This is a genomic window from Paenibacillus sp. Negev47, from assembly GCF_058313655.1.
In genome coordinates this window covers 1,820,947-1,838,334 of sequence record NZ_CM177754.1, presented here as the reverse complement: position 1 = coordinate 1,838,334, position 17,388 = coordinate 1,820,947, and the positions used below count along the sequence as shown (strand labels likewise).

Below are 17,388 nucleotides of genomic sequence, written 5' to 3'. Positions count from 1 at the left end.
TCCATCTCCTCCTCGTTTATGTGTTTCTTCTATTATAAAGGTCTCTACAGTGCAATAACCTTATGCTCTCCACGGAATTCGCTTGAGGTCTTAATCAGTTCATCGATCCACTCAGTGCCATAACGATTCAGGTAAAAGAGTGCATTATGTACTCGTTCCTGCGGTTTGCCCGTCGGGAATAAGGAGTTTTGAATGCCGTTCCAGTGCCTTAGACTTACATTATGTTTATCTTCGATGGCTTTGTGAGTCTGCTGCTTCAGATAATGCATTTGCTCGGTGATTTTACTCAAATTGGTATCCCCAATTCGTTCCAACCCCGGGTGAATCTCCGAGATCTCATCCAACAATGGGCCATACAGATCAAGAAACGCTTCCTGAACCTTAGCAAATTGTTCCTCTACCTGAAATATCTCCTGCTGCGCAAGCCACTGTTCCTTCTTGTCTTCCATATGATACTGAACATCCTGAAAGGAAAGTCCATATTGTTTCATATGTTTGTGATGAACATCTTCCATAATGGTAAAGGACAACCGCGGCAACAAAATTGGCATTTGCAGCCCGAACTGACGGAATGCTTCGCGAGTCAAACCCCAATATGCAATTTCACCTTGCCCCAAAATAACAGCTGTTACAGGCAAAACGGAATCCTGCATCAAGGGCCGGGTCAATACGTTGTTACTAAAGCGCTCAGGATGTTCCCCTAGCTCCTGAAGCAAACGTTCCTCTGTGAAAGAAACCAGACCTTTACGATCAGTATACAAGCCATCCTTCAGCGTCAAAAGCAAACGCACACCTTCATGGATATAGAACAGATTGGCTCCATCCTCTGCCACTTCGGCAGGCATAGCATAACCAGCTTGTTGTACTAACGAAGATCCTTGTATATAAGCGTTACGCAGCACTTCATTACTACGGATCAGCCGTTCAAAAACAGGCTGTTCCAATCTGCGCAAGTCTGGATCTGATGCATCCATTAGAATAAGTCCACTGTTGGCAAACAAAGCGGACATCATGCGGGCAAAGGCATCACTCAGATTCGAACTGGATTGATGGATCTCTGTGATGCATTTCATCAATCCTGGTTTATGTATCGTATCAGGTAACAGATGTTCCACCTGTTCGATTACATTCATCCATTGTTCCGTATCCACTTGAACATTACTCACAGAATCTCTTCCTGCGAATCGTCCTGGTAACTTAACTTTCTTCATGTCTCCCTGGTGATCAGGCAGATACGTATGGTTAACTTCATCCCAGTCATGGTCTTCACCCGCGATCCAGAATACTGGAACTACCGGGCGCTGCAGCCTTTCTTCGGCTTCACGCGCAGCTGCAACTACGCTGGCGGCTTTGTATATGACAAACAGTGGTCCGGTGAGCAAACCACTCTGCTGTCCTCCTGTAACCACCAATGCACCTTGTTCTGCCAAACGTGTGATGGACGCATGAACTTCTCCATGGTCGTTCACCCGTTTATTATATATACGTAAATACTCTGCCAGATCACGACGATCAATGCGTGTGTTTTCCGATTGGTCCAACCACTCGGCACGCGCATGAAGTCCTGATTCCCAGCGAATGTCATACTCGTAAAGGCCACGCGCAGCTTCTCTTGAACAGATATAATCTTCTGCAAGTTTTGATCCGCTGCGGAGTGCCTCGGTAATACCGTTCATGAGGTCTGCCTCCTATTCTGCTTCAAAGAGCCTTACTTGATTGTACCGAATTCAGGGTCGCTTCGTCAAAAGAAAGTAATTAAAAAACGAAAAAACCGCCGAACAAGTCGGCGGCAGTTAATACATCAATAATAGCATATCGCTTTAGAATTTCTATTATACGTAAGGTTCTGCAACCCAGTGACCTTTGGAAACCTCAATCAATTGAGCATTTTCCAGGTTGTACGGGTCATTAGCAGGACCGCCAGATCCATTCTGAATCGGGCTCATATGCTCTTCCGGCAGCAAGATGCGACGCTTGTTCGCTTCCACTTCCGGATCAGGCACAGGGATCGCTGAAAGCAATGTTTTGGTATAAGGGTGGATCGGGTTCGCATACAGTTCTTCACTTTCTGCGAGTTCAACCACTTTACCCATGTACATTACGGCTACACGGTCACTGATATGTTTAACCATCGACAAGTCATGCGCAATAAACAGGTATGTCAAGCCGAGACGTTGCTGAAGTTCTTCAAGTAATTTAACGACCTGCGCCTGAATGGATACATCCAGAGCAGACAATGGCTCATCACAGATGATGAATTTAGGATCTACAGCAAGTGCACGCGCAATCCCGATCCGTTGTCTTTGACCACCAGAGAATTCATGCGGATAACGGAGTGCATGACTTGGATTCAAACCTACCAGGTCAAGCAGCTCTTCCACTCTTCTCTTGCGCTCTTTAGAGCTGGAAGCCAGACCATGAATATCAAGGGACTCCCCGATAATATCCATAACGTTGAAACGCGGGTTAAGGGATGCATATGGATCTTGGAAGATCATCTGCATATCTTTACGCATTTCTTTCATTCTGCGCGGGGACAGCTTGTAGATATCCGTTCCGTTAAAGTTAACATTTCCACCAGTTGGCTCATAAAGACGCAGAATAGTACGACCTGTTGTGGATTTACCACAGCCGGACTCGCCTACAACGCCAAGTGTTTCACCTTCAAAGATATCAAAGCTTACGTCATTGACCGCTTTGAGAATGTTACCTTTACCCATATTAAAGTATTGTTTCAAGTTTTTCACTTGTACCAAAGGCTTGTTGCTGCCTTTGATAATACCAGCCGGAGTTGGTTTCTCCTTTTTGGGCTCGTCCAGGCGAGGCAAAGCATTCAGCAACTTAATCGTATATGGATGTTGAGGGTTACTAAAGATTTCAGCAGTTGTTCCTGTTTCAACAACTTCGCCTTCTTTCATAACAACAACACGGTCACACATCCCTGCTACAACACCAAGGTCATGCGTAATGAGCATAATTGATGTTCCAAGCTTTTGCTGCATATCTTTCATTACATCCAGGATTTGAGCCTGGATTGTAACGTCAAGTGCAGTTGTCGGCTCATCCGCAATCAGAAGAGATGGACGACAAGCAAGCGCGATTGCAATCATCGCACGCTGACGCATACCACCAGAGAATTGGTGAGGATAATGGTTCATGCGGATATCTGCATTTTTGATACCTACAAGCTCCAACATTTCCAAAGCACTTTTCTTAGCCTCTTGCTTGGACATGTTCTGATGCTTCCGAAGTACTTCCGTTATTTGTTTACCAATTTTAATGGTAGGATTCAAAGAAGTCATTGGATCCTGGAAGATCATACCGATATCTTTACCACGGATGGCTTCCATTTGTTTATCCGTCTTATTCAGCAGGTCTTGCCCGTGAAAAGTAATTTCTCCGCTTTTGACCTTCGAAGGCGGGGAGGGAATCAATTTCATGATGGTTTGGGCGGTAACACTCTTACCACTACCCGATTCACCTACGATCCCCAGCGTCTCTCCTTTGCCAATTTCAAAACTCACATTTTTAACGGCATCAAATTCACCAGAACGTGTTGAGAACGACACACTCAGGTCTTTGACTGTTAAAATCGGCTCCATAATCCCACCTCCTATTTCTATTTACGTAATTTCGGATCGAGTGCGTCGCGCAGTCCGTCTCCGAGCAAGTTAAATGCAAGCATTGTAAGAACCATCAGACCTGCAGGGAACCACATCCGCCACGGGAATAGCGTCCAGCCTGTAAGTGCATCATTGATCATAGAACCAAGTGAAGATCTTGGTGCAGATACACCTAATCCAAGGAAGCTCAGGAACGCTTCGGCAAAGATTGCATTTGGAATGGACAACGTCAATGTTACAAGAATCGGTCCTATTGCATTGGGCAGCAAATGACGGAACAATTGACGCCCTGTGCTTGCTCCCATGGATCGTGCAGCAAGAATAAAGTCTCTGTTTTTGAGTTGCATAATCTCACCACGCACAATCCATGACATGCTGATCCAGCCTGTGATGGTGAGGGCAATGATAATCGTTGTCAGACTTGGTTCCAATACAACCAGCAACAAAATTACAACCAGCATGTACGGCAAGGAATAGAGGATTTCGGAAAACTTGTTCATAATTCCATCTACACGTCCACCGTAGAAACCCATGATCGCTCCATAAATAACCCCGATAACAAGGTCAATCAAGGCTGCGGCCAAACCTACAGTAAGGGATACACGTGCTCCTACCCAAGTTCTTACCCACACGTCACGACCAAGCTCGTCCGTACCGAACCAGTGCTCCGCACTCGGCGCTGCATTGGCATTCATCAAATCATTGGAATAATAATTATAACTTGTAAACAAAGAAGTTGGACCAATCAAAGAGAAAATCACGACAAGAAACAATACACCTAGACTAATCATTGCAGCCTTATTGGTTGCAAGTCTGTACATGGCATCTTTAAAAAGGGATACACTTTCTTGCGGTTTAACCGCTGCCTGACTAGTCAGGTCAGTGTTCGCCGTTTCATTGTTTTTATTATTCGTGCCAGACAACGTTATGCCCCCTTCCGGCTTTCCAGCTTAATTCTAGGATCAATCAGCACGTAAGCGATATCCGTAAAGAAACGCGCCAACATCAGGAGGATACCATAGAAAATCGTAATCCCCATGATCATGGTGTAATCACGGTTTGTGATACTCTCTACGAATACTTTACCAATTCCCCCGATGTTAAAGATCTGTTCAATTACAACGGAACCTGTGATGATATTCGCTGTCATTGGACCAACATAAGTTACTACCGGTAGAATACCGTTTCTTACAACGTGTTTAAACATAATTGCAGGCCATTTCAGACCTTTGGCTTTAGCTGTTTTGATATAATCTGCATGCAAGACTTCGAGCATGCTCGAACGCGTCAAACGAGCGATAAAAGCAATCGGAGATGCAGATAGCGCCGCAACCGGAAGAACGTAATCTAATGGACCATCGAAGCCCATAACGTTAAACCAGCCTAATTTAGTAGCAAAGAGATACTGCAATAGTGACGCAAGCAAGAAGCTCGGAACAGCTATACCTATGACAGCGAGGATCATCGTGACATCATCAATGAGTTTACGATGATAAACTGCAGCAATAAGTCCCAGTAAAACACCCACGATAATGGAGATAACAATTGCAAACACTCCAAGCTTCAGCGAAGCGGTGAATGTTTCGCCGATCATTCCGGCTACATCTCGATTGAGATATTTCATTGAAACCCCGAAATCTCCCTTAATGATTCCACCCATATACTTCAGGTATTGTTCATACATCGGTTTGTCCAATCCATACTTCTGTTCCAGCAAGACCCGAATTTCAGGCGATACTTTTTTCTCGGATGTAAAAGGGTCACCCGGAATAGCCTTCATCAGGAAGAAGGTTGCAGATGCGAGTATGAAAAGCGATAGCAGCATAAATAATAGTTTTTTCAACACATACTTAACCAACCCTTGCACACCTCCACAAACAATATTTTGTATACAAATCGATTGTAGAATTAGACAGAAATAAAGTCCAATCCATTTATCGGAAATTTCAAGAATTATAAGGAAAATCGGTGCACATACAAAAAATCGGGATATATATGGAATTCCACATATATATCCCGAAGTATTCATATTAGACTTCAGAACAACTTATTTCTCTTCTAGATATGCACGCGTGAAGTCAATAGCTCCACTGAAATCAAGTTGTACGCCTTTCAGGTAAGGCTTGGTCAAAGATACGTTAGTGTAGTAATAAATTGGCAAAACGCCCATTTCATCTTGAATCAGGATTTTCTCAGCGTCAGCAAATGCAGCCATACGTGTAGCTGGATCAGCAGATTTTACAGTTTCTTTAACATCTTTGTCATACTGTTCGTTGCTGAATTTGGAATCATTGTTTGTGTTTCCAGTAGTCCACATTTCCAAGAAGTTGTATGGATCGTTGTAGTCAGCAGACCAACCTGCACGAGCTACTTGGAAGTTTTGATTTTGACGGTTCTCGAGGAATACGCCCCACTCTTGGTTTTCTGTTTTCACATCAACACCAAGATTTTGTTTCCACATGTCAGCAACCGCCAAAGCGATTTTTGCGTGACCATCACTAGTATTGTAGATCAAGGTAACAGCTGGCAATGTTGTGTAACCTTCTTCTTTCATACCTTCAGCAAGCAATGCTTTTGCTTCGTCCACATTTTCTGTGAAGTAATCGTCTTTGTGCTCATCACGGAATTCGCCGTTTTCACCACGGATACCTGGAGGTACAAAGCCGAATGCTGGAATTTGTCCACCTTGTGTTACTTTGTCAACAATCAGTTGACGGTTAATGGACATTGCAAATGCTTTACGGATTTTAACGTTGTTAAATGGTGCTTCGTTTACGTTGAACTGGTAGTAGTAAGTACTTGCAATACCAGTAGCTTTGAACTCGTCCGGCAATTCCGCTTTTACAGAAGGAATTTGGTCGGATGGAATTTCACCGTTAGGTGCACCAGTGTAGTCCAATTGTCCTGATTTGTAAGCTTGCAGTTCGGAAGCACTGCTGTTAGTCAGAGACATATCGATTTGAGCCAATTTAATATCGGCAGCTGCATGGTAACTATCGTTTTTCTTCACAACAATTTTTTGACCTTTAGCGTATTGATCCATTACAAATGGTCCGTTAACGATCATGTTTTTGTAGTCTGTGAAGAATTTGTCATTCGTGTCAGCAGATGCATGTACTGGGTAGTACGTGTAGAATGCTGTCAGACCCAAGAAATAAGGTGTTGGGTTTTCCAACGTTACTTCCAGTGTGTGCTCATCAGTAGCTTTAACGCCTACTTGTGAGAAATCTGTGATTTTAGTACCAGTGTATGTTTCATCTTTGCTGAGGTTGAAACCTTCAGCACCTTTGATGTAGTACAATTGGTATGCATATGGAGAAGCTGTTTCCGGTTTCAAAGCGCGTTCCCAAGAACGAACAAAGTCTTCGGCAGTGATTGCATCACCGTTGCTCCATTTAGCTTCCGGGTTCAGGTTGAAAACATATTTCAAACCATCTTCGGAGATTGTCCAGTCTTTAGCTACGCCTGCTTGTTCTTTACCATCAGCATCAATGCGTACAAGACCTTCATACAAGAACTTCAGAACAGTGTTGGTTTGGCTGTCTTTTGCTTGAGCCGGGTCCAACGTAGGAGGTTCAGCTGACAGGTTGATTTTCAGGATTTGATCTTTAGCAAGACCATTTCCTTCGTTTGCAGAACCAGTATCGGTGTTACCTGTGCCTTCGTTTTTCGATCCGCACGCTGCAAGTACGGTACCGAACGCCAAAATCAGCGTCAAAAGGACTAATAGACTTTTCCTTTTCATCTAACACGTTCCCCCTAAATTGATATGGTTTATATGTTTATAGATTATACAACCACCGGTCAAAAAAATCTACATTACTTTTTCAGAAAGTAATGTTTTTTTCAGTTTTCGACAAAATCGACACATTTTTTAGCCCTTTTGCGTTATGTATCCTCACATCTGTTGCATGAAGTATCTAAATAATCCAAATAAAGTAAACAAAACATACCCGAAACTCATAATGATGAAGGCCATGCGCCAAACGGCCCGGAACATTCTACCCCCATTGACCTTCCCCTTTAGTCGATTTTGTGCCCCTCCGATGAATCCAAGTGCTAGTAGTATGAGTAATAGTGTCAGATAAAAACCAAAATTCGAGTCAAATGTTAAGTTGAATAACGCCGAAACTGAAAATACAAGAAAAAAGGTCGTTACATCCATTGCCATCCGCAATGCTGTGCGTTTGTCTTTTTTCCACCCGTACATGCCCCAATATACAAGAAAGAACGGAAAAAAGGGTAGTATACTTAACACAATAAATAATCCCATTAACTCACTCCTTCCGGTTACATTCCTTCAATCAGATCAAGCAGTATTTTATGTGTAGGTGCAGCAAGGCCTGACTTTTGTGCCATCCTTACGATATGTCCGTTGATGGATCCGACTTCTGTACCACGTCCTTGAAGAACATCTGCAAGCATAGAGGACGTATTCGAGGCTGTGGAACGACAGACACCTATCAGTTGCTCCCACATATCCTGATCTAGGTATATTCCACTTGCGGAGTAGATCACCAATGTTTCATCATATAACTGACGCATAAACCGCTTGCGATCTTCCTTGATGATTAATTCACCGTTGGGAATACGCCATAATGCCGTAAGCGGGTTTATGACCGCGTTGATCAACAGTTTCCTGTATATCAGCTTATCGATTTCATTCGACACTGTACAGTCAAATCCTGCCTGCTGCATAAGTCTCGATAGAGTAAATGTTTTTTCCATCTCTATAGATGTAGAAGCTTCCATATATATGTTTCGTTTTCCCAGTCTGGTTTCACCTGTGCCTGCACGAGTCACCTGGTACTCGGTACGCTTTGCCCCCTCTGTAGTAATCGCGCTACATATAAATGAATGCGGCAAAGTAGCTTCTAGTTTCTCCAGATGGCCCATCCCATTTTGAAAACACGCGATGTTCAGGACCTGATCTTTCAATAGACCAACCTCATGAAGGAAATCGTCAATGCTTGTCTGCTTAACCATTAGCAATAACCATTCTCCAGGCGTGCGCTCCAATGCGTCAGACAACTCATTGATCGGTTTTGCCTGTATCTGATCCGGTTGAATATGTATCTTCCTATCTTGTTCCGCGATAGTTACTCCATTACGGTTTAATAGGTCTGCCTGATCAGTTGTTCGGGTCCAAAATCGAATCTGATTACCCGCCGCGAGCAGTTTCCCGCCATACAAAAGACCCAGTGACCCTGCTCCTACGATGTCAATGATCATATGAATTCACTCCTCTCGGCTTCAGTAGTTACTCTCATTTTATCTATCATAGAACAAAAAGACCAAACTAAAAACCCGTCATACCTGCCGTTATGTAACGGAGGTGTGGCGGGTTCATATCTGACTATCGCAAATCAAACACCTGTTCCTACTATTCAATCCGTTCCAGGTTCCCGTTGGCATCCATCTTGAAGCGGGTTTTGAGTTCCTCTTCTTCTTCGGACAAAAATGCGAGTCTGCGAGCCCGATCCATAATCTGAATCAAAGCCTTGTAATCGTCATTCACCACACGGTAATCCGTCTGTACTTCGTTCACTTGCTTGGAGAGACGGTCATTCTCGCAGCGCAGTTCAAGCAATTCATCTTCTTTCTCTCGAAGCTCCTTTTCCAGCATCTTAAGTTGACGACTGCTCTCCTGCACTGTTCCTTTCCATTGTCGCAGGAAGCGAATTACTGCATCCATAGATAATGAATCGTCCGAGATCCCATCTGATTTGTACAGATGTTCTTCGGTATCCATTGTAGACAGAGCTGCAACCTGCGGTCCCAGCATAGCCGGCTGCTTTCTGAGATAACTACGTTTTTGCCGTTGTGCCTTGGCATTACTGATGGCAGACTCATACTTTTTGCGCACACAACTGTTCCAGCGAAAACCGCATGCGGCAGAAGTTCTGCCTATTTTTTCGCCCACCTCTTCAAAAGCGGCCAGTTGTGTACTGCCTTCCCTAATATGACGCAAAGTAACCTCAGCCAATATCAAATCGTCCTCTGTACTCCAAGCATCCTGTCTCACTGCAGTCATGCTATAATACCCTCCTAACAACATCCTAAAATAACCGTCCGCATTACCGGAAACCCGGTATGTGAATTAGGTATAAAAGCTGCTTCATTCATTCTTATGCCTCTCATAGAGTTCATAGAATTGATTTCATACTAAAATGTATTTCCACATTTAGGCTTGCTCATACGTAACTTCTGTAAAACTACTCCCGTCATCTTGCTTTGGGACAAAAAAAGAATTCGCTTTCATATCCAAATTTGTTTACACGTTTTTCCTTTCCCGGTATAATGTTGTGTAGACAATCTATGATCGTACTTAGGAGAGGAGGATTTACCGTGGCACGCATGTTTCGGGTACTCGGGTTCTTCACGCTTGCGATTGGCCTGATGGCTTTTGCGGGAGATCTGGTCGAAATGGCTTTGCTTTTTTTCCTGCAGACTGCGTTTTTTGTCATTTTGGGATACTTGAAATTCACTGAACGAACGTACATATTGCTCTTCTGGGGTTATATGATCGTGACCTTCACGGGGTTCAGCTACTGGACCGTATTCCAAATGGGGTTGCCGCTCTAATCCACCTGCAACATCAAAGTGATCCGGCATCAGTCGGATTGCTTTTTTGTTGTTTTCAGATTACACGTTTGTTCGTGGTGTTATGTAACCACTAAGGATATTTCACGTATTTGTTTCATATATTGTCTGAAAGACTACAAGCCTGTACTATTATCATTTAGGGAATGGAAAGGAGAATGATCGGTGAATCGTCAATACGGCATTGCCGCCTTTTTATTATGCATCATTTTATTCACACAGCTACCTTCTACCTATGCCTATGGAGAGTCTTCACCCGAGGATACACGTGAAATATTGCAAAAAAGTCTATCCATCGTCGAAATCGATCATGAAATCGAACGCATCGCAGACAGGCAAAAACAGCTGGCTCAACAATACGAGACATTATCCGTCCAGCTTCAGGAACAGGAACAACAGATACATATTCAGCAAGATCGGGCCGGTGTTGTGGTGAGGTCCTACTACACGGGAGAACGTGACAGTCTCCTCATGACGGTCCTGGGAGCCAGGTCATTTAAAGACCTGTTTGTACTGTATGATTATTACCAGATCATTATTGGACGGGATCAGGCTGTGCTGGACAAGTATCAGGACCGTTATCGCAATCTGCAACAGACTTCCACTCAAATTCGTCAAACTACATCAGAATTATCTGAAATGAAGACTAATCTTCAAAACCAGCGGGAACGTGTAGTCGCCTTGCAAAAGGAAGTGGACGCCCAAATAGCCACCAGCGGAGATGCGGCGGCGATTCAAAAACTGATGGATGAACTGACCCTATATTGGGAGAACATCGGCATCTATGAGGTGAAACGATATTTCAAAGCATTGGCATCTGCCATGCAGAACCTGCCCGATTTTATTCAAGAGCAGAATGGGGGCATATCCACGACCGGAACAACGTATACGATTCGAATTGGGCAGGATGAGCTTAATGCATTTTTACGTTCCCAGAATTCCATCTTTGAAGACTTTGCCTTTCAATTCAACCAGGACAAGATCACAGCTTCCGGTCAGCGAGATCAATTGCAATTAAGTATTGAAGGACATTATACGGTAGAAAATGAGCCTCAAAACTCTATTCGTTTTCATGTGGACAAACTTGTATTCAATCAGCTTGAATTACCAGACACCACTCGCCGAATGCTGGAAAGAGAGTTCGACCTCGGATTCTATCCACAGAAAATCTTGTCCTTCGTCAAAGCCACCGATGTTTCATCAAGTGAAGGCATACTGGAAGTAAAACTCGCCATATCATTTTAAGGTTAGTTTGTCGTTCTGATACTATCTACGTATTGATTAGCAGTAATCTCTCCCTTTAAGAACTGTTGCACTTTTTTATGAAAACGGATAATCAAAGCACGGCTTTGAGGCGTTACAGCTGGGATATCTTCGGTTAAAAACCAGGATTGTCCTTTGGTCAAGTCATAATGTCCCGCAAGTTTCTCAGTTTCCACATCCAGTTCCTGTTGCTTTGCGGGCAACCGACTAGTCTGTTGGTACCATTTCAACTGTGTACCAGCAGCTGTCATGCCTTCAATCCATCTACTTGCTTCCTCAGCCTCAACCGAACCTGCGGTAATCACAAGGCTTCTCGAGTTTACAGGTTCCAACGTTTCGATAGAAATACGCTCCATGGAATCTTTATCAACTGTACTCGCTTGTTCTGCTTTTAATAATAGAGATAACAATGATACAATCATCGGTGTTACTTTCTGGTCAGCAGATGAAGAGAAATCCGGATTGGCAGACTGGCCCATGATATACGGTTGAATCTGATTCATTAACTCAATTCCTTGTTGGAGATCCCCCGTTTGCGAAGAAATCTGCGCTCCCTTAACTTGATCTGGTGCCATCCCCGGTTCCAAATGATGCAACCATCCACTCGTTCCGTACACATCGTTCAGGTTCATTCCAATTAAATGTATTCCTTCCGCAATGGCTTGTTGAGTTAATTTAGCCCACTGATCTTTACTATGAGGTAACGTCTGAAGACCCGCCTTTTTCAGAAATGAAGATTGTGTCGCTAGAATGTATGGGTCAAAATCAAAGGGCATGCCCCACTGATAACCATTCCACTCTGTCATTCCACGTAACCCTGCAACCGTCTCTCCAAGCGACTTCGATAATGTCGTGCCGTTCAACGGATACAGATGCCCTTTTCGGGCATAGTATTGCACTTCCTCACTATCAAGCAGAACAACATCCCCGTTCTCCCCTAGCGAAAATTCAAGATCAAGAACACGTTTATATGTATCCGGCTTCTCATTCCGAAGATTGATCTCTACCAGCTGAGAAGCAGCGACTTCTTTTGCTATCTTTTGAAAGGCTTCAAACTCTTCATCCGACATGGCGACTACAATCTCCAGTGGAGCTTGAGCATTCTCATTACGGGATGAAGAACCAGGAAAGGTATCCTTTTCCTGATCACGTTCCTGATTAAGCTGTGACCCTCTGAAGTCAAAACTCGGAGACAGGATCGTTAACGAAAGCAGCAATATCGCGAATAAAACAACCTGATGTCTACGCTTCATTAACTTCCCTCCCTGCTCACCTCGTTTTTTCCTGCAGCAATTATTGTAACAAATAAGTAGTGCTCTTGTCCTACCCTGCCAAAAAACACTTTTCCGGCTTTTTGCATATTAAGAGCATATCGAGTTCTGTGCAATAACGCTTTCTCATTTTTTCAGCAAAAAGCCGGCTTCAAGAGCCGGCTTCCAAGATACCATTTTCCGGGAAATAAATACCCTGAATTTTACAATAAATCAGCTGCAAGCTGTGCCAGCTTGGAGCGTTCTCCTTTTTCGAGCATGATGTGTCCGCTGATCCCCTCTTGTTTAAACCGTTCCACGATATACGTGAGGCCGTTACTTGCGGAATCGAGATACGGATGGTCTATCTGCTCAGGGTCTCCCATCAAAATAATTTTACTGCCTTCACCGACCCTTGATACAATCGTCTTCACTTCATGGCGGGACAGGTTCTGAGCTTCATCAATAATGATAAACTGTCCAGGTATCGATCTTCCACGAATATATGTTAGAGCCTCCACCTGAATACTGCCAAGCCCCATTAGAATTTTATCGATATCTCCTGATTTTTTGGTATCAAACAAGAACTCCAGATTATCATAAATCGGTTGCATCCATGGCCGGAGCTTTTCTTCCTTCTCACCAGGCAAGTAACCGATATCTTTCCCCATCGGAACGACAGGACGAGCAATCAACAGTTTTTTGTATTTATGATCATCCTCTACCTTAAGCAGACCTGCTGCAAGCGCCAGCAAGGTTTTCCCTGTTCCAGCTTTACCGGTAATCGTAACCAGCGGGATGTCATCATTTAAAAGCAGCTCCAGTGCCATACGTTGTTGCGCATTACGAGCGCTAATGCCCCAGACATTATCATTACTGAGGAAAAGCGGTTCAAGCTTCGTTCCCTCTGTATTTACTTTCAGCAAAGCCGATTTATTGGTTCCCATCTCATCCTTGAGAATGACAAATTCATTCGGGTAGAGCGAATATGACAACTGTAACGGTTTGATCGGTAAAAAACGATATGTGTAAAACTCATCAATCACTGACGGATGAACCTTTAGAGCCGTATAGCCTGGATATAACTCACTGAGTCCTGCCGTCCGATCTGATAAGTAATCCTGTGTGAACAGACCAAGCACATCCGCTTTGATACGCACAAGTACATCTTTACTGACAAGCACCACCTGACATTCAACAATCTCTTTCTCTTTTTCCTCAATCTGATAATTCAACGCGACAGCCAGAATCCGATTATCATTGGACACTTCACCAAACATTTCCTGAACTTTCACGAAACTCCGATGATTCAGCTCTACTTTCAGATTACCTCCATTAGCCAAAGGCACCCCACTGTGCAGGTGACCCAGCTCACGTAATCCATCCAACAGTCTGGATACATTGCGGGCGTTACGCCCAATTTCATCGGCATTTCTTTTTTTGGAGTCGATTTCCTCCAGTACAACCGCGGGAATGATTACCTCATGTTCCTCAAAGGCAAATATGGCATTGGGGTCATGCAGAAGCACGTTGGTATCCAATACAAAAATCTTTTTCATTCAATCCCCTCCAAAGCGGCGTCGTTAAAGGCATGGGCTGGAACGTAAAACTCGGGAATGTCGGATTAATCCTTGTATTATCCTGGAAGGAAGCCCGTTTCCCTTCATTCCCGAGTTCATTTTGATTGTATGATCTTATCAGCAGCGGCATGGACAATCATGCTCCCATACATAAATGTATTCGACTAGGACAAAATAATTGTCAACCATTCTGAAAAACTCCAAGAAAGGATGAACATTTATGAAAAATTGGGTTTGCACGTTGCTTCTAATCTTCTTAATTACCGGTTGTAACAACACTTCACGAAGTGCTTCACAAGAACCGCATACGTCACATCCCAGAAGTTACGGAGGCAATATTGAAACACGAGAAAATCAACAGAATGGGACCCAACCGATCTATACACAGGACGATCGAATGAACCCTTCACGTCTGGACCGTTTCAATGAAAATACAGGCGAAGTCCATGACATGGACATTGTTGAAGATGATCAAAGTGGACGAATGTCAAATGAAAAACGGATTAATCACCTGAAAGCCCTTGCCAAGCAAGTGGAAGGTGTTGAAGATGCGAACTGCGTTATACTGGGAAATACTGCCGTAGTTGGCATAGATGTTGATGGTGAACTTGAACGTGCCCGGGTGGGTACGATTAAGTACTCTGTTGCCGAAGCACTTCGCAAAGATCCCGAAGGTGTAGATTCTATTGTTACTGCCGATGCCGATGTTACTGAACGAATTAAAGAAATTGGTGAACATATTCGTCAAGGACACCCGATATCCGGTTTTGCTTCAGAACTCGCTGACATGGTGGGAAGAATTATTCCCCAACTTCCGAAAGACGTCAAAGTCCGTCAAAATCCGGATGAACACGTGGATCAAGAACAACAAATGCCGCAGCGTTCAAATGACAAAAGACAACAAAAAGCCCAGTGATCTCTCACTAGGCTTTTTTCATGGCAGCAAAAACCTGCTCATCTAATTTCTCAGCAGCACGCTGATCATATATTTTGACATATTGAGGCACAGAGGACAGTTGAGCGCCGTAAAACAGAGCATTCCTCACTGCTTCAATCGTGATGTCGAAACAGCACATATTAAATGGAACATCCTGCAGCGGATCTTGTCGTACCGTCGCACGTCCGTTCACTGCGTACACCGTCTCTTCTCCAAAGACAGTAACCGTAATGATCGGATTAGTGAGCATGTTGTTCACCAAGCGTGAACGATGATCGATCGCCACACGAAAAGTAGAAGCATTCTCCGCATAGATCCAGGAGATGGCTGTTGAAGTCGGACCTCCGGATTCTGCATCCACGGTGCTCAGAAGCACAAAGGTCTCATTCTTGAATTGCTGTAAAAGAGATTCAGTTAATTGTGTGACGGCTTCGGACATTCAACCAGCCCCCTAAACTTCTTTATGCAATTCTTAAACTTGGTTTATGTTATTATAGCATACCGATTAACGTGCTTCCAATCCCAAAAGAATGGAGGTTATTCACCTGAAGGTGAAGTTGTTACTTTACCAGAAAGTGTATCTTGTAAAGCCTGCTTCGCATTGGCCAGTTCCGTCTCATTAATATACACATACGGGCTTCTCCACTCTCCGGTAACCGGAGTATAATGCACATCTGAGGTAGAGATATTCCAATACGTCGAGATAAAGTTTTTCATTTGTTCCGATTCCACATCTGTCGTCATGTTATCGTCAACTGCACCAATCACTTTGCTAATCTTCGTAATGCCACCAAGAGATTTCATCTGATCCAGCATGGAATTCAGCACTTGGTTTTGACGTTTGTTCCGATCAAAGTCGTTGGACTCATCCGTCTTTGGATTACAATTGGATTTGCGGTAACGAACAAAATCCAGTGCCTCTTTACCATCGAGATGTTGTGCGCCTGCGACCAGATTGATATCGGTACCGTCAGCTGTATCTCTGTAACACATATTTTTATCCACAGTCACATCTACGCCACCTACGGCATTGACAGCATCACGGAATGCCTGGAAATTCAGGACGGTGGTGTAATTAATATCTACATCCAAATACTTGCCCATCATTTCTTTCATCTGATCCTCTGCATTTTTGCCAGTAGTCTTTTCCTGTGCCTTGAACCTCGGATAATAGGAGTTCAGCTTGTTAGATTTATACCCATCCAGTTGAATACGCGTGTCTCGGGGCAAAGATACAATCGTTGCCGTCTTGGTCTCCGGATTCAACGAAGCCACCATAACGACATCCGAGAGATGCGTGCCAGTTTCCGGACGGTTATCTGTACCAAGCAACAGCATCGTGATCGGTTTTGTTGTGGCTGACATCCCCGGAGGTACCGGTTTGTCGATGCCTGTTTCCACGACTTGATTGTATACCCAATACGCATATCCGCCGCCTACCACAATGGCAATTACCAATAGACTTAAAAAGATTCTACCAAACGCATTCATTCTCTTTTTCTTCTTAGGCTGCTTACCCTTGCCATTCTTCGACCCAGAAGCGCCGGATTGCGTCGGTGCCTGTCTCCGTGGAGGCAGTCCGTTCGAATTCGAGTTCATATCTTCAACACCTTTATCACATCTGTTTTTGTCTAAATAAAAGACAACCGCTTTCCCTAAGGAAAACGGATGGTCTGTACAAGACAGGATTTATGAGTTTCGAGCGGCAGCTTCCGCTTTTTTCTTTTGACGACCTTCAATAAAATAGCGCACTCTCACTAACAACATCAAACCGACTGCCACCAACAAACATTGAATGATGGGAAGCTTGTCGATCTGAAAAATAAGAAGCATGAATGTGCCCATCGCCATCAATATATAGAGAACGATTTCCTTACCAAGCGGTAATTTCTGACGTACCCGAAACACCTTGTTATATACGTAAGTAATCAATACAAAGATGACGATGTAGGCTACGATCGGGTTTGACGCGAACCATGCTTGCATGCACAGCCAGCTCCTTTCGTTATCATGCTAGGATATAAGTTAACTGGTTGATGGAATTCCCTCTAGTACATAGAGCCAATACGTGCATCGTGACCGTTTCGGTCTCAGCTCGTTCTTCTGATCGCTGTTATCCCCAGATTTTTTTG

At 43.8% G+C, this 17,388-nt stretch carries 16 protein-coding genes; 3 read left to right on the top strand and 13 right to left on the bottom strand.

What is annotated here, in order from left to right:
- Nucleotides 1–44 precede the first annotated feature (44 nt).
- The 8 genes from bshC to AC4G47_RS08400 form a co-directional block, all read right to left on the bottom strand.
- A complete protein-coding gene (gene bshC / locus AC4G47_RS08435) occupies nt 45–1,676 on the bottom strand; it encodes a bacillithiol biosynthesis cysteine-adding enzyme BshC (RefSeq protein WP_491105704.1) in 1,632 nt (543 codons plus the stop codon).
- Between the two features lie 156 nt (nt 1,677–1,832).
- The gene (locus AC4G47_RS08430) at nt 1,833–3,602 is read right to left on the bottom strand and encodes an ABC transporter ATP-binding protein (RefSeq protein ID WP_491105703.1); all 1,770 of its coding nucleotides are present in this window, start codon (nt 3,600–3,602) and stop codon (nt 1,833–1,835) included.
- Between the two features lie 17 nt (nt 3,603–3,619).
- A complete protein-coding gene (locus tag AC4G47_RS08425; protein ID WP_458127314.1) occupies nt 3,620–4,501 on the bottom strand; it encodes an ABC transporter permease in 882 nt (293 codons plus the stop codon).
- Nucleotides 4,502–4,548: 47 nt separating this feature from the next.
- Complete coding sequence (locus tag AC4G47_RS08420; protein WP_491105702.1) at nt 4,549–5,481, bottom strand: ABC transporter permease; 933 nt, start codon at nt 5,479–5,481, stop codon at nt 4,549–4,551.
- 189 nt (nt 5,482–5,670) lie between these two features.
- Nucleotides 5,671–7,368 carry a peptide ABC transporter substrate-binding protein gene (locus AC4G47_RS08415; RefSeq protein ID WP_491105701.1) on the bottom strand — a complete coding sequence of 566 codons (1,698 nt, stop codon included), beginning with the start codon at nt 7,366–7,368 and terminating at the stop codon, nt 5,671–5,673.
- A gap of 153 nt (nt 7,369–7,521) precedes the next feature.
- Nucleotides 7,522–7,896, bottom strand: a complete 375-nt coding sequence (locus AC4G47_RS08410) for a DUF3397 domain-containing protein (protein WP_491105700.1) — start codon at nt 7,894–7,896, stop codon at nt 7,522–7,524.
- A 17-nt stretch (nt 7,897–7,913) separates the two neighbouring features.
- Entirely contained in the window at nt 7,914–8,855 is a 942-nt protein-coding gene (locus tag AC4G47_RS08405) for a ketopantoate reductase family protein (RefSeq protein WP_491105699.1), read from the bottom strand.
- A 151-nt stretch (nt 8,856–9,006) separates the two neighbouring features.
- Nucleotides 9,007–9,657 (bottom strand): RsfA family transcriptional regulator, encoded by a 651-nt coding sequence (locus tag AC4G47_RS08400; protein ID WP_491105698.1) that lies wholly within the window; start codon nt 9,655–9,657, stop codon nt 9,007–9,009.
- A gap of 314 nt (nt 9,658–9,971) precedes the next feature.
- On the opposite strand from AC4G47_RS08400, the gene AC4G47_RS08395 reads away from it, so the two are divergent.
- Entirely contained in the window at nt 9,972–10,208 is a 237-nt protein-coding gene (locus tag AC4G47_RS08395) for a DUF2626 domain-containing protein (RefSeq protein WP_076332330.1), read from the top strand.
- 183 nt (nt 10,209–10,391) lie between these two features.
- Nucleotides 10,392–11,471 carry a hypothetical protein gene (locus AC4G47_RS08390; RefSeq protein ID WP_491105697.1) on the top strand — a complete coding sequence of 360 codons (1,080 nt, stop codon included), beginning with the start codon at nt 10,392–10,394 and terminating at the stop codon, nt 11,469–11,471.
- Nucleotides 11,472–11,473: 2 nt separating this feature from the next.
- Here AC4G47_RS08390 and AC4G47_RS08385 read toward each other — a convergent pair whose 3' ends face one another.
- Nucleotides 11,474–12,742, bottom strand: a complete 1,269-nt coding sequence (locus AC4G47_RS08385; protein ID WP_491105695.1) for an extracellular solute-binding protein — start codon at nt 12,740–12,742, stop codon at nt 11,474–11,476.
- Nucleotides 12,743–12,963: 221 nt separating this feature from the next.
- Nucleotides 12,964–14,298, bottom strand: coding sequence for a PhoH family protein (locus tag AC4G47_RS08380; RefSeq protein ID WP_491105694.1), 1,335 nt, complete (start codon nt 14,296–14,298; stop codon nt 12,964–12,966).
- A gap of 241 nt (nt 14,299–14,539) precedes the next feature.
- On the opposite strand from AC4G47_RS08380, the gene AC4G47_RS08375 reads away from it, so the two are divergent.
- Nucleotides 14,540–15,235, top strand: coding sequence for a YhcN/YlaJ family sporulation lipoprotein (locus tag AC4G47_RS08375; RefSeq protein WP_458123441.1), 696 nt, complete (start codon nt 14,540–14,542; stop codon nt 15,233–15,235).
- Between the two features lie 7 nt (nt 15,236–15,242).
- Here AC4G47_RS08375 and AC4G47_RS08370 read toward each other — a convergent pair whose 3' ends face one another.
- From AC4G47_RS08370 to AC4G47_RS08360, 3 genes are all read right to left on the bottom strand, one after another.
- Nucleotides 15,243–15,695, bottom strand: a complete 453-nt coding sequence (locus tag AC4G47_RS08370; RefSeq protein ID WP_458123442.1) for a pyridoxamine 5'-phosphate oxidase family protein — start codon at nt 15,693–15,695, stop codon at nt 15,243–15,245.
- A gap of 98 nt (nt 15,696–15,793) precedes the next feature.
- A complete protein-coding gene (locus AC4G47_RS08365) occupies nt 15,794–16,855 on the bottom strand; it encodes an LCP family protein (RefSeq protein ID WP_458123443.1) in 1,062 nt (353 codons plus the stop codon).
- Between the two features lie 90 nt (nt 16,856–16,945).
- A complete protein-coding gene (locus tag AC4G47_RS08360) occupies nt 16,946–17,242 on the bottom strand; it encodes a YlaH-like family protein (protein ID WP_047843765.1) in 297 nt (98 codons plus the stop codon).
- Nucleotides 17,243–17,388 lie beyond the last annotated feature (146 nt).